Below are 20,619 nucleotides of genomic sequence, written 5' to 3' on the forward strand. Positions count from 1 at the left end.
TTTAACGTCTGATAATTTTTGAATATCTTTGAATTTCATCCAAGAATTATCCCTTGAATTAAATAATTTTGCTGATTAATTTAAGATCAAATAAATTGTACGTTTTTTGATTTATGACGGAAGTCTATTGGCTTTCTATTAAATAATAGGCATTAAATTAGAAATATTTAAAAACACATTTAATATAAAATATAAATATAGCGCAGCCTATTAATTTTTTATTAAAGCCAGTTTTGAAAGGAAGGATAAATTATAAAATCTTGGTGCTACATAGAAGAGAGAGGGTTATATCATTGAAGAGACTAGGTAGACATAACCCCATAAAGAGGAGAGCAGAGTGCTTATAGCTCTCTCCAGACATCGTTCTCATCTTTCAATGGAATAGTAAAGTTAAAGTCATCATCATTACTGACTAAAAGACTGGTAGGGGTTTGCATCAAAACTTTTAAAACAGTACCAGCTTCAAAAATAATCGGGTGACAGTTTTCCTTTTCCAAGGTCACTGGCTTAAGTAATTCAATCACAGAACTTTCCATATTTTTATTCCCAAATATTGATACTTCGCTGTTTTTTAATCTTAACATGATTTTTGCACATTTAACTAATTTTTGAAAAACCGAGACATAAGTCAACAAGTCGGTCAATTTTTCTTAAAAAGCGCTTAAGTCAGTAAATTAAAGGGATAGAGATTAAGATTTAATTTTCAAACGATTTGTGTTTCTTAAACTCGAATATTTTCAGTTTATTTACCGACGAAAAGAAGAGAAAAAGACAAACGGTGACAAATAGTCAATCTAGCGCAATATCTACTTGTCACTTTTTGACAGGCTAGTCATGATCTCCTCCATTCTATTGCGTACGTTATGCGCTAGTATTAAAGCAAGAATCATATAATCTGATATCAATTTGGCTTTAGCGATTTTGTGTTTGTATGTAATTTTTTACATTGAATTGCAAATTTATGCTGCAGTTCGTTGAAAGTCTGAAAATAAGAATAAACTGTGCGTCATTTGGATGACCCGTACATCTATAAGGAGAATTAAGCCCCAATGTTTAAGTCATTTTTTCCACAACCAGTGTGGTTCTTTAGTAGTCTGGTACTGTGGTTTCTGATCAATCTTGGCCTTTGGCATAGTGGTGGATCAGGCTGGGGTGTCTATTTGGGTATGACCGAAGGTTATCATGATCTTAAAATGCCGATAGGAATCAGCCGCTTCTGGGCGCCAAAATTTCTCTGGTTTTATCTCTGGTTTTTTGTGAGTACCGCGATATTCGCTACCTTCTGGTATTTTAAAGCGAAACATCACTGGCAGCGCTGGTCCGTATGGGGCTCGGCCTTTATCCTGTTCAATATCTGGTTTGGGGTGCAGGTTAATGTGGTCTTAAATGAATGGTATAGCCCGTTCTATGACCAGATCCAGAATATGCTCACCCAAGGGGGCGGAGATGTCAGCCTACTATATCAAGGTGCATTGACCTTTATTTATATTGCCATGGTCTATGTCACGCTTGCGGTGTTTAACCTGTTCTTTGTCAGTCATTATGTATTCCGCTGGCGTACAGCGATGAATGACTACTATACGGTGCATTGGGAAAAGTTACGTCATATTGAAGGGGCATCACAGCGTATTCAGGAAGATACCATGCGTTTTGCCAAAACTACGGAACAGCTGAGTGTCTCACTCATTGAATCTCTGATGCTATTAATGGCTTTCCTGCCAATCCTGTATGAGTTATCGAGTCATGTAAAAGTACTGCCCATTGTCGGTGAAATACCGCATGCATTAATGTGGGCGTCGATCGGATGGGCAGTTCTGGGCACTGTGATTTTAATGATTGTCGGGATGAAACTCCCTGGACTGGAATTCAATAATCAGAAAGTAGAAGCGGCTTATCGTAAAGAGCTGGTTTATGGTGAAGATTATGCCGATCGCGCTCACCCGCTCACCTTGCAAGAACTGTTTAGCCGGGTACGTACGAATTATTTCCGGCTATATTTCCACTATGCCTATTTCAATATGGTCCGCATCTGGTATCTGCAACTGGACAATATTTACGGATTATTTATTTTGTTTCCAAGTATTGCCGCAGGTGCGATTACACTGGGTTTGATGATGCAGATCTTGAATGTTTTCGGTAAGGTTCGTGAATCCTTCCAATATCTGATTTTATCCTGGCCTACGATTATTGAATTGCTCTCCATCTATAAACGTTTGAAAGCATTTGAATCCCATCTCGATTAATTTTTCTTATATTCATAGACAATTTTAAAAGCCAGACCATCATAGGTTTGGCTTTTTTATTGATTAATTTTTATTCAAAATCCAATTGAAAATTACGATCTGGAGAGGTGCTAAAAAATTAGGATGAATGGTACCCAAACATCCCAATATTAGGGTATTCAAGCTATTTTTTCTTGTCTAGAATTTTAAAGGCCAGCCAGGGTGCTGTTTAATTTCCAATAATATGGCGTATAAAAATAATTAGTGTACGTAAAGGAAATTATTCAAATTATAATCTCATTCAGACAGCGATAGAGAGCATAATTGCCGTTATCATCCATGATAATAATATCTCTAATTTTTGTTGAATGAGTAACCGGAGAACTGATCTGTTTCTTCGGTTTTTTTATATCTTTTTTTCTACTGCTCTATCTTCTAATTGGCGAATAATCCAGCGTATTTACTGGCTTGGAGAATGTTAATTCGATCAATTTATCCGGCTATAAGCTAGATGGATTAGGCATTTTATTCCTCATTTTTAGTGGTAGGTCTCGCTATATTTTTATATTTATCAATCTGTTGAGATTGTTGTTTTAGCACATTTGCTATATGTTATAGAGGCCTGGGGGAGATAAGCAGTGAAGCTAAAATTAATAATTCCAACAATATGTGTAGCAAGCCTGGCTGGATGTAACAGTATTCAGCAAATGAAATCAGATATGCAGCATCCTTATGTAAGTCCTCAAGAACTGATTGTTAAAAGAAACCTGAATCAGGCTGACGGTTCGGCAAAAGAATATGTTTATTCATGGGAAAAATCCAAGCAGCATCTGGAGCCACAATCCCTCTATCCACGAACCACCTTAAGCCAGTATTGTCATGAACGGGGCGGCAAGTTTTCTCTACTGTATAAGAGCCAATTGGCTTCAGTAAAAGATTCTGCCCAGAAGAACCGTTTAAGCAAAAACCGTTATGTCACCCAAGGCATTGGTGCTTATCAATGTACGATGCCTCAAGGACAAAACTGGATTGTTTCTATTGAGCCGATTTCTGAACGTCAGCCAGATAAGAATAATACTACCCGCACAGTACGGATTCTGAGCAAGCTTCAAAGCTCGTCTGAAGCGCGTCATTTCTATCAGGGCCATAAAACTACGGCTAAGTCTAATAAAATTGTCGAGAAGAATGCAGTCAAAACCTCAGTCAAAGATGAGAAAAAGGAATTAGATAAAAAAGAAGCCGATAAGAAAGAAATAAAAATACCTGCTGTTGAACCGACAGTGGTTGCTGTCCCTGCTGCTCGTACAAGTAGTATCGAAACGCCACAACAGCAGCAGATGAAACTGTATGTAGCTGCACGCCGTGATATCAATAGCGGTAAGAACCTGAACAATGCCTGCAATAATGCCCAGCGTGCCTATAACTATGGCAAATTACAGGGTACAGAAGGAACACGTGTCTATACCGAATCCGGCATGCTAGTGGCACGCTGTTTAAGCAGTATTCCAGTCTATGCTAACCGTATTCCAAATTCCAAGGTTCAGGCCAAACGAGTACTGCAGAATCTGGCCACCAACTATAACCATACTGGGGCAAAGAATCAGTTGCGGCAGTTAAAATAAGTCTACTGTTTTCACATTCAGTTTGATCATTTATTTGGCAAAGTAGATGCACATGAAAAGTCATCTACTTTATTTAGTGGGGATATTTAAAAAAGTATTTCTTAAGCATAAGAGAACTTAAAAATAATATTTTTCTTTTGAAGATCAATGATAAAAGATAAATAGTTATTCTGTTGATAGGAATAAAAATTAATTATTATTGGGTCGCAAATCGAACCTCATTTCAGAGTAAATTTCCCGCCGCCATCTCAGATTTTCTCCTCTATCTCTCTTGTTAAATACAAGCCCATTCAACGGCATATTCTAAAAATTATTGGTATATCTCTTGCTTAAAAATTATCAGTTTTGTGCTTATGGACAGAGCAAGAAAAACTAATTGATTTTTAACATACACAATAATGAGATTTATCGCTTGAGAAAACATATTTTAAGTCATTTGATTCTTGTGGGTGCATTTCTACATTCGTCTGTGAGTTATGCAGTGAGTACAACTTCATTAAAATCGGCAATTGATCTGAATGCGATTGATCGGACGGTTGATCCAAAGCAGGATTTTTATCAATTCGTGAATGGAAACTGGCTGAAAACCGCAAAGATTCCAGAAGATCAGGCATTGTCGGGTGCATTTGCTGAAGTGAGTATGAAATCAACCCAGCAGTTATTTGACATTTTTAATGAGCTGGCTAAAAAACAGTATCCGCAAGGTAGCAATGAACAAAAGGTCGCAGATTTATACGCCAGTTATATGGATAGCAAACGTCTGGAACACATTGGGTTAGCAGGATTACAACAAGACCTGCAGCGGATTGAAAGTATCAAGACCAAAAAAGATCTGGCAGAATTTTTTGCCTATGCGGAAAAAATCAATCTGAATTTGCCATTCTCTACCCGTTTTTATCAGGACCGTAAAGCTTCTTCCAAGGCGATGATGTATGTAGGGCAAGGTGGTTTGGGAATGCCTGATCGTGATTTTTACCTGAGTGAGCAGCCTCGACAACAGGAAATTCGCAATACTTATATGCTTTATATCGCCAATACCCTGAATTTTGCCGGTCAGCCTAAGCCGATTGAAGATGCTCGCACTATCCTGGCTTTGGAAAAGGCACTGGCAAAAATTAGCTGGTCCGCTGTGGAGCTGCGCAATGATGAGGTGAGAACCTATCTCGTTGAAACTAAAAATATTATTAACTATATGCCTTCTTTTGACTGGATGAATTATTTCTCAGAACTGGGCTTAAAAGGTGCAAGAAAAGAGGTTGCGATCTCGCAGATTAATTATTTGCGTCAGCTGGATCAGTTATGGAAGGTCGTTCCAATTGAAACCTGGCAAACCTATTTGAAATTCAACCTGATCAATAGTTATTCGCCATTTTTAACAGAAGTTTTTCAAAACCATCATTTTGAATTTTATGACAAAACACTAGAGGGTGTACAAGCACGTTCTCCACGGAATGAGTCTGCCTTGAAGCTAACTAACGGTATTTTAGGCAATGTGCTTGGCAAGCTCTATGTAGAAAAGCACTTTAATGAAAGCCAGCGCCCAGCGATGCTGGAAATGGTAGAAAACGTCCGTAAAGCCTTTCATCTGAAACTGGACCAAGCTGACTGGATGGGTTCGGACACTAAAAAACAAGTACGGCATAAGCTAGATAGCATCAATATCAAAATCGGCTATCCGAAAGCATGGCGGGATTATTCAGCCCTAGAGATTCGTAAGGATGATCTGATTGGGAATATCCAGCGGACCCGGCTATTCAATTACCAGCGTGAACTGGACAAGGTGGGAGAACCGATCGATCCAGAAGCCTGGCACATGTCGCCACAAACAGCCAATGCTTACTATAATGTCAAGCTGAATGAAATCGTATTACCTGCGGCCATCTGGCAGGCACCATTTTATTATGATGATAGTCATGATCCTGCAGTGAATTATGGTGCCATCGGGGCTGTTATCGCACATGAAATTAGCCACGGTTTTGACGATAGAGGAAGCCGCTTTGATGCCAAAGGCAAGGGTGAAGAAACCTGGAACGAGCGCGACCGTAAGAAGTTCAACGAACGCACCAAAGCTTTAGTCGAGCAATATAAACAATACGAAGCTCTGCCAGGGCATAAGGTGAATGCGGAATTAAATAAAAGTGAAAATATCTCTGACAACCTGGGCTTAGGGATCGCTCATATGGCTTACAAGTTATCGCTCAAGGGTCAGCCAGCACCCGTCATTGATGGCTTTAGTGGAGATCAGCGTTTTTATATGGGTTGGGCACAAGTCTGGCGTAGCAAAAGTAATCCTGAATATCTGTTAAATAGCCTAAATATTGCCAGCCACGCGCCAGGTCATGTACGTGGCAATGGCGCCGTCCGCAATCAGCAAAGTTTCTATGAAGCTTTTGAGATTAAAGAAGGGGACAAGATGTATTTATCACCTGAAAAACGAATCTCCATCTGGTAACAGGTTTTAAAAAACAGGTCTGTTTATCTGAAAAGAGACAGGCCTATTTTTTTATCTAAACGACCAGCAGGCAGAGCCAAGACCAGTTTAAAAATTGGCATATATGCTGCTTATAAAGATTTAAGTGTTTGATTATCAGGTCAACACGTATTGATAAATTCAACTGCGTAGTGAAGCGCGAGGATAGCAAGCTTTGAAAATTTTTCTAAAAACCGCATTGGTAAGTGCTTTATTAGCCGTTTCCTCTGCAAATTATGCTTCAGATCAAACCGCTATTGCAGCACTTGGCTCGGGGATTCATCTTCAACATTTTGATAAAAAAATCGCACCACAACAGGACTTCTATCAGCATGTAAATGGGCACTGGTTAGAGCATGAGGAAATCCCGGCTGATATGCCAAACTGGGGCGCATTCACGATTTTGCGTGAAAACTCGACCCAGCAATTACATGACATTGTAGAAGAGCTGGCGAAAACCAAATCGGATTATGGCAGCAATGAGCAGAAAGTGGGGAGCTTATATGCCAGCTTTATGGACACGGAAACTTTAAATGCAAAAGGTATCCAGCCGTTAAAAGCAGATATCGCCAAAATTGAGGCCATGAAAAGCAAAAAAGATTTCACTTTGTTGCTTGCAGACTATGCAAAAAACCGTGTCAGTACACCTTTTGAATTTGGCGTGATTCCTGACTTGAAAAAGTCTGACCAAATGGCGGTGTTTTTGGGTCAAAGTGGTTTGGGTTTACCGGATCGCGATTACTATTTGAAAGATGATGAAAAGCTGAAAAGTGCCCGTGAAACTTATGTTAAACATATTGCTAAGCTGTTGACGCTATCGGGTGAAACAGAAGCAGATGCGGCTGCACATGCACAATCTATTCTGAACTTAGAAACTGAAATTGCCAAAATTCAGTGGGATAATGTGCAGAACCGTAATCTCGAAAAAATGTATAACGTCTATACATTAAAAGACGTCAAAAGCCTGGTGCCAGAATTTGACTGGAAAACCTATTTTAAAGCGACGGGTTTAGATAAAAAAACCAAAACCGTGATTGTGGCGCAAAAAAGTTATTTTGAAGATTTAAACAAGATTTTAAGCAGCACACCCCTCGATGTATGGCAAACCTATTTCAAATTCCATCTGATTGATGGCGCTGCACCTTACTTAAGCCAGGAATTTGCTGATGCAAACTTTGAAATGTACAGCAAAACCTTACGCGGTGTGACCGAGCAACGGGCACGCTGGAAACGTGGGGTTGATATGACTAATGCCGTACTCGGTGAAAGTCTGGCACAAGTCTATGTCGCAAAACATTTCCAGCCTGAACAGAAACAGCGTATGGAAAAACTGGTAGAAAACCTGTTGCTGGCATTTGAACAGAATCTAGAAAAACTGGACTGGATGGGTGCAGAAACCAAAGCACAGGCACACCGTAAGCTGAAAAGCTTTAGAGTAAAAATTGGCTATCCAAATAAATGGCGTGACTATAACAAGCTGGAAATTAAAGATGGCGACCTGATTGGTAATCTGCGTCGTACCAACAGTTTCAATTATGACATTGCGCTGGATAAGTTGGGGAAACCGGTTGATCGTGAAGAATGGCATATGCTGCCGCAAACGGTAAATGCTTACTACAACCCAATGGGCAATGAAATTGTTTTCCCTGCTGCTATTTTACAGCCGCCATTCTTCGATATGAATGCTGATGATGCCGTGAACTATGGCGCAATTGGGGCAGTGATCGGGCATGAAATCAGTCATGGCTTTGATGACCAGGGCAGCCGCTTTGATGCAGACGGCAACATGAAAAACTGGTGGACCGAAGAAGACGATAAAAAATTCAAGGAAAAAACCAAAGCTCTGGTCGAGCAATATAATGCTTATGAAGCGATACCGGGCTATCACGTCAACGGTGAGCTGACCTTAGGCGAAAATATTGCCGATAACTCAGGTCTGGCGATTGCCTATGAAGCTTATAAGCTTTCACTAAATGGCAAGTCTGCACCGGTGATTGATGGATATACCGGAGATCAGCGTTTCTATATTGGCTGGACGCAAGCATGGCGTGCCAAAGTTCGTCCGGAACTGGCATTACAGCTGTTAAAAACAGACCCGCATTCACCAGCAGCCATTCGTGGCCGTGCGACCTTACTTAACCAGAAACCTTTCTATGAAGCCTTTAGCGTCAAGCAAGAAGATCCAATGTATCTGGAAGAAGATAAACGGGTAAAAATCTGGTAAGTCTGATTTCCTTATACGATTCCAAAAATCCTGACTGATGTCGGGATTTTTTTATCTCTCAGGTTACAGAGTTCTACAGGTTTTCCAGCCTTTTACATGCTACAAAGAAGCTGCATTGTTCAAGCAGTTTGAACGGGTGAAAAAGGAAAGGAATATGGGGTTCAAAGCTTTATCGGGTCTTCGGGCAGTCTTCATGACCACAGCATTGCTGGGTACAACTCAGATTGTGACAGCCGGTCCAACGGTTGATCAGCTTAGTGACTGTTTGATGAAATCGACGACAGCCACTGATAAAACCACAGTCTTGCAATGGACCTTTGTGGCATTGGGTAATCATCCCGATCTGAAAGCTTTTAGCAATGTAACTGCAACTCAAAAGGAAACACTCGATAGAAATTTAGCGACAGTTTTACAGCGGATTCTGGTTGAGCAATGTCCAACCCAAACCAAAGCAGTGATTCAGGCTGAAGGAGTACAAGCAGTGGGTGAAAGTTTCCAGGAGCTTGGGCAGGTCACAGGTGAGGAAATACTGAAAAATCCGGAAATCAAAAGTCAGCTGAATGGTGTACTCAAATATATCGATATGAGCAAACTGGTCACGACGTTTTTGACCCCTGACGTGTGGAATAAACTAGGCATCACCCGTTAATGGATTGCAGATGCAGCCAAACTTAAACCGCAAAAATGTGGTTTAAGTTTTATAGAGCTTGCCCGGAAACAGTCGGTCTCGAATTTCATTCCAGTTGGTCGACAGCCAGCAAATAAATGAACCTAAGGTAACCATCATCGTACCGATCCAAAAGGTGTGGGACAGACTGGTATTCAGTACCCACATCGAAATAATAGACGAAAAGATCGGGCTAAAATAAGATAACGCGACCAGCATCGCAATATTACCCTGGTTAATTCCGATATTCCACGCTGCATAACCCAAGCCAGTTACGATAGAAACCAGCAACATATACAGCATAATATTCAAGTCAATATTAAGAAGTTGCGGCAGTTGTTCGTGATCTAACAGCAGCGTCTTGCTCCAGAGAACCACACTTACCATTGCGAAAAAGAACACGATTGGGTTATGTCCTTGGCTGTATTTTTTGGTAAATACACAATATAACGACCATAAACTTGCCCCAATGAATGCCAATATGTAACTGGTTGGATTGGCTTGTATATTGTGAATGACGGTTGCTAAATGAATATCTCCGTTGCCCGTCTGGATATAAAAAATACCTGCCAGACTAATACTGAGCCCCACCACCACAAAGCTATGAAATTTTAGTTCATGAAATAAAATCAGCATGGCGATGGTCATACTGGGCCACAGATAATTCACCAGACTAATTTCAATGGCTTGCTGTGCAGTTTGTGCGAGTGCTACGGCATAGGCAAAACAGATTTCATACACCAGAAATAATGCAGCTGCACTGAGCAGATAAAACTTGGGTATGGTTTTGAGTTTGGGAACGCCAAAAACAGCCAGTAAGAGCAGAGTACTTAAGCTATACATCATAAGTACAGCCAGATCAGGTCCAATACTAAAACTGATTTTTTTGAGCAATCCCACGATAGACGACCACTGTAAAATGGCACTTAAGCCAATCAGCGTAGCGAAGTTTTTCGACATGGTAAGGGCGGGATGGGAGAATGTGCAGATTGTATTCCTGTTGAGTGATTTTCAATATGGGACAGACACGATTTTATGATTAAATTCAAAAAAATCGTTAACAACCGCTTTATGATTTGAATATCCCGATCATGAGTTTAATGATCCAGAAAATGGGCGTGAAAATTAGCTCAATACCATCTGCAAGGTTGGCAAGTTTGCTTTCTCTGGCTGTGTGCCTCCGTGGTTTGATGGGTTTGCGTTGTCTTGACTGATATGCGCCAATGATGAACACAAGAATGATCAGGATAATGCTGAGTAAGATAATGTGATTTGACATGTTTTTATTTTTCTAAGTTTTGTTTTTGATTTTATAGCATGTTTTAAATCCTCTCCCTAGCCCTCATCCTTTCTTACGCTTCGTTTCAAAAGCAATGCTTTAAAACTCGCTCAGGAGAGGGAACACCGCGTATCCAATTAATCACATGACAAAGTCTCCCTTTTTTAAAGGGAGATTTAGAGGGATTCTGAAATCACGCATAAAAAAGGACTTTGAGAGTTGAATACGTCCTAAGTCTTCGAGTTTGGCGATATAGGATACTTTTTTGATGGTTATATTTTCTTATGTGAAATTGTGGAATTTTTTATAAAAAAGAATAGTATATAGCTAACCAAATAGAAAAATAGCGCATTATGAGCAATATTAGTGATCATAAACTTATAAGTATGAGTGTAGAAAATCTCAAAAATTTAAAAAATTTAGAGATTGATTTTCAAGGTAAAAATGTAACAGCGATTCTTGGTCCAAATGGAAATGGTAAATCAACCATTTTGCATGCTTTAGCATCTGCCTTTTCACCATTGGAAAACGGTAAAGGTGAAAATTACAAATTCAGTGATTTTTTTCTACCAAATACAGATGCGACATGGAATGATTCATGTTTATCAATTAAATATTCTTATAAAGATAAAAGAGAAGAACACATTATTGTCCGTGAGTATCGAAAAACCCAAGTTAGATGGACGCCTCGATATGTAAATCGTTTTAAAAGAGAGGTTTACTATATAGGTATTGATAAATGCGTCCCTATGATTGAATCAGAAAAAAAGCAATCTAAGGTAAATTATGCTACACAAGCTTTGCAAAGTCCTGAAATTAGCACAGTATTATCCAAAGCTTCGTATATTTTAAATAAGCAATATATTCGATTTAATAGTCACCAAACTGGTTCGAAAGAGTTTATAGGTGTAGAGGTTGCTAATCTAAAGTATTCAGCCTTAAGTATGAGTGCAGGAGAGCAAAAAGTTTTTCATATTCTTAAAACTATTTATGAAGCTGGAAAATATTCTTTAATTCTTGTAGATGAGTTAGATTTGTTATTACATGATCTAGCATTAAAAAAATTAATAGAGGTAATTGTAGAACGTGCAGAAGATAAGAAATTACAAGTAATTTTTACAACACATAGAGAGAGTGTTGTGGAGCGAGATGATATTAATATTCGACATATTTTTAGTTCAAATCAAAAAACATATTGTCTAAACGAGACTAAACCAGATGCACTCACCCGTTTGATTGGTGGACCAATTCGATCAGTGAATATATTTGTTGAAGATGATCTTTCGAAAATCATTGTTAATCAAATTGCATCTAAACTTAAGTTAAAGAAGCATATTCAGGTGGACAGATATGGTGCTGCTTCAAATTGTTTTACCATTGCTGCTGGAATGTTTCTTAATAATAAGCAGTTAGAAAATCATTTTTTTATTTTAGATGGTGATGTTTATGTAACAGAAGAAGAAAAAAGAGAACAACTTAAGACAAAACTTGTAGGAGATGATCCCTTAATGGTCCAACTTCAAAATGCAAGCCTAAAATCAATATTTCAATATAATCTACCTCAGAATGTATCCCCTGAAAAATTTATTTATCAAACGTTATTATTAGAAAATTCATTTGGTGACTATAAATTGGATGAAGAAGAGCAAGAAATAATTGATTTGCTTAAACAACTACCAATTCCATATGAAAATCATGGTTTTATTAATGATTTAATTCTCCAATTAGGTGAAAGTAGAGATGCAGGATTAAGTCGTATTATTCGATTATTATCAAAAACTGTGTATTGGGATGACTATGTGCAACCTATACATAATCTTTTGGCTACCTATACAGATATACTTTTGGAGTCATCTTCACCAACACAAGTTGCTTGAAACAAGAAAACCCGCTTTAAAGCAGGTTTTCTTTTAAAGAAAGATCAGATCAACCAATCAATTTCTTCATCAATTCATTGACTTGTGCAGGGTTGGCTTTACCTTTCGCAGCTTTCATCACTTGACCAACAAGACCGTTAAAAGCTTTCTCTTTACCAGATTTATACTCTTCAACCATCTTCTCGTTCGCAGCAAGCACTTCCTTAATGATTGCTTCAATTGCGCCTGTATCAGTTTCCTGTTTCAAGCCTTTTTCCGCAATAATCTCGTCCGCAGTTTTGCCTTCTTCCCACATAAAGCCAAATACTTGCTTCGCAATCTTACCGTTAATGGTGTTGTCCACAATACGTGCAATCATGCCACCAAGTTTCTCAGCAGAAACAGGAGAGTCAGTAAGTTCTAAGCCTGCTTTGTTTAAAGCACCTGAGAATTCACCCATCACCCAGTTTGCAGCAATCTTACCTTGTGCAGCACCGCCAGCAGCTTTAACCACGTCTTCGTAAAACTCAGACATTTCACGAGTAAGCGTAAGAACGTGGGCATCGTACTCAGTCACAGCAAAGTCCGCCACGAAACGTGCACGACGTGCAGCAGGAAGCTCAGGCATGGTCGCTTTAATCGCTTCGATTTGCTCGTCGGCAATAATTACAGGCAACAAGTCTGGATCAGGGAAGTAGCGGTAATCGTTCGCTTCTTCTTTAGAACGCATAGAACGCGTTTCCATCTTCACAGGGTCGAATAAACGAGTTTCTTGGTCGATGGTGCCGTCCCATTCCAGAATTTCCATTTGACGTTCAATTTCAACATTGATCGCCTGTTCAATGAAACGGAATGAGTTCAGGTTTTTCAATTCACAACGTGTACCGAATGGTTGACCTGGACGACGTAAAGACACGTTACAGTCGGCACGGAACGAACCTTCTGCCATGTTGCCGTCAGAAATACCTAACCAGCGTACCAGCGTGTGAATCGCCTTGATGTAAGCCACGGCTTCTTCAACCGAACGCATATCAGGTTCAGATACAATCTCAAGTAAAGGTGTGCCTGCACGGTTCAAGTCGATACCTGACATGCCTTCGAACTGGTCGTGGATGGATTTACCAGCATCTTCTTCAAGGTGAGCACGGGTCACGCCAATGCGTTTTACTGTGCCATCTTCAAGCTGGATGTCGATATGACCCAAGCCCACAATCGGGTTGTCCATCTGGCTGATCTGATAGCCTTTTGGAGAATCCGGGTAGAAGTAGTTTTTACGTGCAAATACAGAAGCCTGATCGATATACGCATCGATACCCAGACCAAAGCGAATCGCAAGATCAACGACTTCTTTATTCAATACTGGCAATACGCCCGGCATGGCCAAATCTACAAGGCTCGCCTGAGTGTTTGGATCATTACCGAATTCAGTGGACGAACCGGAGAAGATTTTAGATTTAGTCGCAAGCTGAGTGTGAATCTCGATACCAATAACGACTTCCCAACCGTCAATCAGGTTAGATTTTGGTTTAGCAGCGTTTTTAGCCATTATGCATTCTCCTCAGCAATTGCAGCGCGTTTAGTATGCCAATCCGTTGCTTGTTGATACTGATGTACCACAGACAACAATTGCGATTCTGACCAGTAGTTACCAATCAGCTGTAAGCCAACTGGCAAGTTGTCTTTGTCAAAACCAACAGGCGCGTTAATCGCAGGAAGACCTGCAAGGTTTACCGCGATAGTGTAGATATCACCTAAGTACATTTCAACCGGAGACAGGTTGGCACCGATGCGATATGCAGTAGTCGGTGCAGAAGGTGCAGCGATGACGTCTACAGATTCAAATGCTTTCAGGAAGTCTTGTTGAATTAAACGACGTACTTTTTGTGCTTTCACATAATAAGCATCGTAATAACCCGCAGACAGGGCATAAGTACCAATCAGGATACGACGCTGAACTTCAGCACCAAAACCTTCTGAACGGGAACGCTTGTACAGGTCCATCAAGTCCACTGGGTTTTCACAGCGGTAGCCATAACGCACGCCGTCATAACGTGACAGGTTTGAAGATGCTTCAGCAGGGGCAATCAGGTAATAGGTCGGCACGTAGCTTTCTGTCATGTTGAGATCAATCTCAACCAGAATAGCGCCCATTTCTTCCAGTTTTTTTAAGGATTCTTCAACGCGTGCTTTTACATCAGCGGCAAGACCCTCAACATTGAAGTACTGTTTTGGAATACCAATACGTAGGCCTTTCACAGATGTGCCGTTCAGGTTTGCCACATAATCATCCACTTCTTTTTCCATTGAAGTAGAGTCTTTAGCATCGTGGCCTGCCATGACATTCATCAGGTAAGCACAGTCTTCAGCTGAACGTGCCATTGGACCACCTTGGTCCAATGATGATGCGTACGCGATCATACCGAAACGCGATACACGGCCATAAGTCGGTTTTAGACCAGTCAGACCACAAAAAGATGCTGGTTGACGGATTGAACCACCGGTATCCGTACCGGTTGCAAAAGGTGCTAGATCAGCAGCCACAACCGCAGCAGAACCACCTGAAGAACCGCCTGGAACGTGATCCAGTGCCCAAGGGTTTTTGGTCGCGCCAAAATAAGAAGACTCGGAAGTTGAACCCATGGCAAATTCATCCATGTTCACTTTACCAAGTGTGACTAAGCCCGCAGCTTTACCTTTCGCTACAACGGTCGCGTCGTAAGGAGAGATAAAATTGTCCAGCATTTTAGAACCGGCTGTGGTTTTAATGCCTTGGGTACAGAAAATATCTTTATGTGCAATGGGCACACCAGTCAGGGCGGTGGCGTTGCCTGCTTTGATTGCAGCATCGGCAGCATCAGCTTGAGCCAATGCCTGTTCAGCAGTCACGGTCACATAAGCCTTGACCTGTGCATCAATTTTTTCGATGCGTTTTAAATAGTGTTGAGTCAATTCGCGGGATGAAAATTGAGCATTTGCCAAACCTTCAGTCAGTTCACGAATGGATAAGCGGTGTAAATCTGTCATGAGAAATAATTCTTTACGTTTAATTTAATAAAAAGAATGAACTGGGTAGTAATTACTCAATCACGCGTGGGACGAGATACAAACCGTCCTGTACAGCAGGTGCAACTGCTTGGTATTCCTCACGATGATTGCTTTCCGACACGACATCTTCACGTAAAGGCTGTGGGTGGTCGAAAGGGCTTTTCAGTGGTTCAACACCGTCAGTATCGATGCCTTTCAGGGTTTCCATCATGCCTAAAATTTTATTTAAACTTTGAGCATATTCAGCAGATTGCGTATCATTAAGAGATAACCTTGCGAGGTTGGCAATAGCTGAAACTGTTTCTGCATTTAAATCTGCAGAAGACTGTGCATCCGATGTAGACATAATATTACCTAATCAGTATTAAAAAAATTCAAATTATCATGCGTTATGATAAGCGATTGACTTGTCCAAATCATCACATTTAGTTAAAGTGGCCACCTTGCGTCCATATAAAGTTTAACTGAGAACGTCCCCGTGATTCTAAAACGACTAATAGGCTTGTTTTCGCCAGATCTCGCTATTGATTTAGGTACTGCAAATACACTTATTTATGCGCCAGGACGAGGCATTATATTAAATGAACCGACGGTTGTAGCCATCCGTCACAGTGGTTCACATAAAATTGTTGCTGCCGTAGGTCTTGACGCGAAACAAATGCTTGGTCGTACCCCAGCAAATATTTCTGCAATCCGTCCGATGAAAGACGGCGTGATTGCGGATTTCGAAGTGACCGAAACCATGTTAAATCAGTTCATTGGTAAGGTACACGAAAAACGTTTATTCCCGCCAGCGCCACGCGTGGTGGTTTGCGTGCCATGTAAATCGACACTGGTTGAACGCCGTGCGATCCGTGAAGCAGTTTATAATGCGGGTGCGCGTGAAGTACGTCTGATTGAAGAGCCGATGGCAGCTGCAATTGGTGCAGGCATGCCGGTTGAGCAGGCGTGTGGTTCGATGGTTGTTGATGTGGGCGGCGGTACAACTGAGATTGCAGTAATTTCATTACAGGGCTGTGTATATGCAGACTCGCTGCGTATTGGCGGTGATGTATTTGATGAACAGATCATCAACTACGTACGTAAGGCACATGGTTGCGTGATCGGTGAAACCACAGCTGAAGTGATCAAAAAAGAAGTTGGCATGGCACTTCCAGATGAAGGTGCAAAACCGCTGGAAATTGAAGTTCGTGGCCGTAACTTGGCTGAAGGTGTGCCTCGCGCGATTGTGGTGAACTCGGATGAAGTCACTCAAGCGATTTCTGATCCACTACAAAACATCGTGTCTGCGGTGAAATCTGCATTGGAACAAACACCTCCTGAACTGTCTTCTGACATCGCTGAACGCGGGATCGTGTTGACCGGTGGTGGTGCATTGCTGCGTAACCTGGACAAGCTTCTTGCAAAAGAAACAGGTCTGCCTGTGGTGGTTGCTGAAGATCCACTGTCTTGCGTGACTCGTGGTGGTGGTAAGGTACTCGAATTCTTCGACAATCCAAATCATGACATGTTATTTGTAGGCTAAGACAAGGATTCGGCGGGTGCAAGCACATCTGTTTTCTCGACAACCGCCATCTTTTCGCTCTTTTATCATTGCACTGATAACATGTCTGGTGGTGCTGTTCTTTGACTGGCGCATGCCACATGTTGTTCAACCTGCAAGGGATGTCTTGTACGCGGCCTATAACCCCATTTATGCCGTGGCCAGCTATCCGGTACTGTCGCGAGAATGGCTGAATCAACAAACCAAATCTGAAGCGCAACTGCGTCGTGAAAATACCGCGATGCAGGCTGAGCTATTGCAGGCGCAAGTTCGCCTACAAAAAATTGCAGAACTTTCTGCAGAAAATACTCGTTTACGCGGTCTTTTAGATACCCCTCTGATTCTTGATGGACGTATGGAAATTGCTGAGGTCATTGGTACCGATGCTGATCCGTTGCGCCATATCATCGTGATCAACCGTGGTTCCAATAACAAGCTGAAAGTCGGTCAGACCGTACTGGATGACATGGGGATTATGGGACAGATTATTGATGTCTATCCGCATAGTAGCCGGGTCATGCTGCTCTCTGATAAAGAACACTCCTTGTCTGTACGTCTGGAACATACCGGCATGCGTGCCATTGTGTCAGGGACCGGGGATCTGGGACGCCTGAAAATGGAATATGTACCGACCAGCGCCAATATCAAAGTTGGTGAAAAAGTTTACAGTTCAGGTCTGGGACAGCATTTTCCGGCAGGTTATCTGGTGGGAACAGTATCCAATGTGAAACGGCATAATTCAGGGGAATTTGCCCAGATTGATGTTACTCCAGCGGCACAGTTGGCCGGTGGTCATCATGTCGTCGTGCTGTTCTCTGACTCATTAGCGATGGAGCAACCGCATGTCAATCGCTAAGATGCGACCTAAAACACATCGTGATCCTTTATTTGCCATTGTCATTTCGGTGATCGTGGCTTCTGTTCTCTCAGTCTATCCACTGTCTTACGAGACTTCGGGATGGCGTCCATTATTTATGTTAATGGTTATGCTGTTCTGGGTATTGTGTCAGCCGACCTGGTGCGGGATCTGGTTTGCATTTGCTACCGGGATCTTCATTGATTTACTGCTTGATGCGCCCTTAGGTCTCAATGCACTCAGCTTTATCATCATTGCTTTTGTGGCACGCTTCCTGACCCGTGAGCGCCGTATTCTGACCTTTGCTAATTTATGGGTCATCACGACAATTGCGATTCTGGCACATTTGATGATTATCTTTTTTGCCCAGATTTCGACCGGCGTACAATTCTCATTTGCACGACATTGGATTCCCATGCTGACTAGTGTCATCATATGGCCAGTGCTTTATTACTTTTTGAGAAAATGGCGCATTTAATCCTCGCTTCCAGCTCACCTCGACGCCGTGAACTTTTGCAGCAACTCGGGCTGAGCTTTGAGATCTGTAGCCCAGATGTAGACGAATCTGTACTGGAAAATGAATCCATTGCAGCCTATGTCGAACGTCTGGCGCAAGTCAAAGCGGAAGCGGTAGCCAAACTGTATCCGGATGCCATTATTATTGCTGCGGATACCAGTTTAGGTGTTAATAATGAGATTTTGGGGAAACCTGAATCCAAACAGCATGCCTTTGAAATGTGGGAAAAAATTTCAGGAAGATGGCATGATGTATATACTGGCGTGTGCGTCCGCACAAAAGAAGAAAAATACAGTATAGTAGTCCGTACACAGGTTGAATTTCAGCCACTAAATAGCCATGATATGGAAAGTTACTGGGCAACAGGTGAGCCGCTTGGGAAAGCAGGCGCCTATGCAATACAGGGAATTGCAGCGCGTTATATTCCAAGAATAGAAGGTAGTTATTCTAATGTAGTGGGATTGCCACTATATGAAACAGTACAGTTATTGCAGACGGTTAAGGCACTAAATTAACTGCTGAAAAAGAATTCTTATAATGTTTTGAGTGTTGTTATGTCTGACGAGTTGTTGATTAACGTCACACCGATGGAATGTCGGGTGGCGTTGATTGAAAACGGCACGGTGAATGAACTGTTTGTCGAGCGTACGGCCAAGCGCGGATTGGTCGGGAATATCTATAAAGGAAAAGTGGTCCGGGTCTTGCCGGGCATGCAGGCCGCTTTTGTCGATATTGGCCTGTCCAGAACGGCATTTTTGCATATCAATGACATGGTCTGGCCACGTAACCAGCCAACGCCGAATGTATTCGAACTGCTGCAGCCGGGTCTGATTCTTACCGTTCAGGTGATGAAAGACATGCTCGGTACCAAGGGCGCACGCCTATCTACTGATCTTTCTATTCCTTCACGTTATTTGGTCCTGATGCCATATGGCAATCATATTGGCGTATCGCAGCGGATTGAATCCGAAGATGAACGCAATCGTTTACGCTCGATCATTGAGCGTATTCAGGCAGAACACAAGTTGCCTGGCTCCGTGATTGTCCGTACTGCTGCGGATGGCATTGAAGAAGAGGCGATTGCCCAAGATATGGCTTACTTAGCCAAACTGTGGGAATACATCCAGCGCAAACAAAAAGTTATTGCAGTGCCTTCATTGATCTTTGAAGAGCTGCCTTTGCCACAGCGTGTCATTCGTGACCTGGCCAATGAAGAAACCGAAAAGATCTATATCGATTCACGCGAAATCCACGGCAAGCTGAAAGAGTTTGTGGATGAGTTCGTGCCGAATATGAAAGACCGTTTACTGCATTATCCGGGCGAGCGACCAATTTTCGATTTGTACAATGTCGAAGAAGATCTGCAAAAGGCTTTACAAACCCGTGTCGCACTAAAGTCTGGCGGTTATCTGATGATTGACCAGACTGAAGCCATGACCACCATTGATGTTAATACCGGTTCTTATGTGGGCGGCCGCTCGCTAGAAGATACGGTGTTTAAAACCAATATGGAAGCCACACAGGTCATTGCACGTCAGCTGCGTCTGCGTAATCTGGGCGGTATTATCATCATCGACTTCATTGACATGCAGGAAGCCCAGCACCGTGAAGAGGTGATGAACCAGTTTGTGAAAATGCTGGAACGTGATCATGCCAAAACCAAGATCACCCAGGTGTCTGAACTGGGGTTGGTGGAGATGACGCGTAAGCGTACCCGTGAGTCTTTGGAACACTTGTTATGCGAGTCCTGTCCGACCTGTCAGGGACGTGGATATGTGAAAACAGCAGAATCAGTGTGTTACGAAATTTTTCGGGAAATCCTGCGCTATGCTCGCGCTTATGAATCACAAAGTGGCTTTACTGTGGTTGCCCATCCGGCAGTGATTGATCGGCTGTTAACTGCAGAAGCCCCAGCTGTAGCGGATCTGGAACACTTTATTAATCGTGTAATTAAATTCCAGGTCGAAAATTTATACACACAAGAGCAATACGATATCATTCTCAGCTGAAATTGTAACAGAATATCGTTAAACACTTGTTACATCTGAAATTTTACAACTCTACTGATATTTACAATACTAGAAACATCAAATTAGCCAAAGCCTTTCTCCCAGTTCTAGGCTTAGCAAAAGGAGTCTATGATGAGTATGAGTAAAGTTGTAATCAATAAAAGCTTGAAACACGTATTAGAACCAAAGGCTGTGCATGCAGGATATATTGTGGATGAACGCGGGAATGAAGTTCAGATTACAGCTTCTATGATTCGCTCTGTCTGCCATCAGTTATTGAAACAATGTCGTACTATTAAAAGTTAATTA

17 protein-coding genes are annotated in these 20,619 nt (G+C 41.7%); 12 read left to right on the plus strand and 5 right to left on the minus strand.

All coding sequences use genetic code 11. The annotated features are described in order from the left end of the window. Positions 1-341 precede the first annotated feature (341 nt). Positions 342-536 (minus strand): hypothetical protein, encoded by a 195-nt coding sequence (locus FTV25_RS12735; RefSeq protein WP_125279298.1) that lies wholly within the window; start codon positions 534-536, stop codon positions 342-344. 513 nt (positions 537-1,049) lie between these two features. Between FTV25_RS12735 and sbmA the strand changes: the two genes are divergently transcribed. The 5 genes from sbmA (at position 1,050) to FTV25_RS12760 (ending at position 9,187) form a co-directional block, all read left to right on the plus strand. Next, the gene (gene sbmA, locus FTV25_RS12740; protein WP_180002463.1) at positions 1,050-2,243 is read left to right on the plus strand and encodes a peptide antibiotic transporter SbmA; all 1,194 of its coding nucleotides are present in this window, start codon (positions 1,050-1,052) and stop codon (positions 2,241-2,243) included. Positions 2,244-2,860: 617 nt separating this feature from the next. After that, a complete protein-coding gene (locus FTV25_RS12745) occupies positions 2,861-3,844 on the plus strand; it encodes a hypothetical protein (protein ID WP_180002464.1) in 984 nt (327 codons plus the stop codon). 481 nt (positions 3,845-4,325) lie between these two features. Next, positions 4,326-6,296: a M13 family metallopeptidase gene (locus FTV25_RS12750; RefSeq protein WP_373683634.1), complete on the plus strand. Its 1,971-nt coding sequence runs from the start codon at positions 4,326-4,328 to the stop codon at positions 6,294-6,296. Between the two features lie 193 nt (positions 6,297-6,489). Continuing rightward, the gene (locus FTV25_RS12755; protein ID WP_180002466.1) at positions 6,490-8,538 is read left to right on the plus strand and encodes a M13 family metallopeptidase; all 2,049 of its coding nucleotides are present in this window, start codon (positions 6,490-6,492) and stop codon (positions 8,536-8,538) included. Positions 8,539-8,692: 154 nt separating this feature from the next. Next, complete coding sequence (locus FTV25_RS12760; RefSeq protein ID WP_180002467.1) at positions 8,693-9,187, plus strand: hypothetical protein; 495 nt, start codon at positions 8,693-8,695, stop codon at positions 9,185-9,187. A 42-nt stretch (positions 9,188-9,229) separates the two neighbouring features. On the opposite strand, the gene yddG is transcribed toward FTV25_RS12760, so the two are convergent. Continuing rightward, complete coding sequence (gene yddG, locus FTV25_RS12765; RefSeq protein WP_180002468.1) at positions 9,230-10,165, minus strand: aromatic amino acid DMT transporter YddG; 936 nt, start codon at positions 10,163-10,165, stop codon at positions 9,230-9,232. A gap of 672 nt (positions 10,166-10,837) precedes the next feature. On the opposite strand from yddG, the gene FTV25_RS12770 reads away from it, so the two are divergent. Continuing rightward, a complete protein-coding gene (locus FTV25_RS12770; protein WP_180002469.1) occupies positions 10,838-12,361 on the plus strand; it encodes an ATP-binding protein in 1,524 nt (507 codons plus the stop codon). A gap of 49 nt (positions 12,362-12,410) precedes the next feature. On the opposite strand, the gene gatB is transcribed toward FTV25_RS12770, so the two are convergent. From gatB to gatC, 3 genes are read right to left on the minus strand one after another with little or no spacing between them, the layout of a single operon-like run. After that, a complete protein-coding gene (gene gatB / locus FTV25_RS12775; protein WP_180002470.1) occupies positions 12,411-13,886 on the minus strand; it encodes an Asp-tRNA(Asn)/Glu-tRNA(Gln) amidotransferase subunit GatB in 1,476 nt (491 codons plus the stop codon). Continuing rightward, positions 13,886-15,364 carry an Asp-tRNA(Asn)/Glu-tRNA(Gln) amidotransferase subunit GatA gene (gene gatA, locus FTV25_RS12780; protein WP_179993410.1) on the minus strand — a complete coding sequence of 493 codons (1,479 nt, stop codon included), beginning with the start codon at positions 15,362-15,364 and terminating at the stop codon, positions 13,886-13,888. The genes gatB and gatA overlap by 1 nt, the downstream gene beginning before the upstream one ends. Positions 15,365-15,416: 52 nt before the next feature. Continuing rightward, positions 15,417-15,731, minus strand: a complete 315-nt coding sequence (gene gatC / locus FTV25_RS12785) for an Asp-tRNA(Asn)/Glu-tRNA(Gln) amidotransferase subunit GatC (RefSeq protein WP_005234479.1) — start codon at positions 15,729-15,731, stop codon at positions 15,417-15,419. Positions 15,732-15,863: 132 nt separating this feature from the next. Between gatC and FTV25_RS12790 the strand changes: the two genes are divergently transcribed. The 6 genes from FTV25_RS12790 (at position 15,864) to FTV25_RS12815 (ending at position 20,616) form a co-directional block, all read left to right on the plus strand. Continuing rightward, a complete protein-coding gene (locus tag FTV25_RS12790; RefSeq protein ID WP_005234480.1) occupies positions 15,864-16,910 on the plus strand; it encodes a rod shape-determining protein in 1,047 nt (348 codons plus the stop codon). 16 nt (positions 16,911-16,926) lie between these two features. Further along, positions 16,927-17,784 (plus strand): rod shape-determining protein MreC, encoded by an 858-nt coding sequence (gene mreC, locus FTV25_RS12795; RefSeq protein ID WP_166139623.1) that lies wholly within the window; start codon positions 16,927-16,929, stop codon positions 17,782-17,784. Further along, complete coding sequence (mreD, locus tag FTV25_RS12800; protein ID WP_004783095.1) at positions 17,771-18,262, plus strand: rod shape-determining protein MreD; 492 nt, start codon at positions 17,771-17,773, stop codon at positions 18,260-18,262. The genes mreC and mreD overlap by 14 nt, the downstream gene beginning before the upstream one ends. Beyond that, positions 18,250-18,816: a Maf family nucleotide pyrophosphatase gene (locus tag FTV25_RS12805; protein ID WP_180002471.1), complete on the plus strand. Its 567-nt coding sequence runs from the start codon at positions 18,250-18,252 to the stop codon at positions 18,814-18,816. The genes mreD and FTV25_RS12805 overlap by 13 nt, the downstream gene beginning before the upstream one ends. 39 nt (positions 18,817-18,855) lie before the next feature. Next, complete coding sequence (rng, locus tag FTV25_RS12810; RefSeq protein ID WP_005234484.1) at positions 18,856-20,310, plus strand: ribonuclease G; 1,455 nt, start codon at positions 18,856-18,858, stop codon at positions 20,308-20,310. 132 nt (positions 20,311-20,442) lie between these two features. Beyond that, a complete protein-coding gene (locus tag FTV25_RS12815; RefSeq protein WP_004783090.1) occupies positions 20,443-20,616 on the plus strand; it encodes a PA1571 family protein in 174 nt (57 codons plus the stop codon). Positions 20,617-20,619: the final 3 nt, after the last annotated feature.

The sequence above is a fragment of the Acinetobacter sp. YH12249 genome (assembly GCF_013417475.1).
Taxonomy (GTDB): domain Bacteria; phylum Pseudomonadota; class Gammaproteobacteria; order Pseudomonadales; family Moraxellaceae; genus Acinetobacter.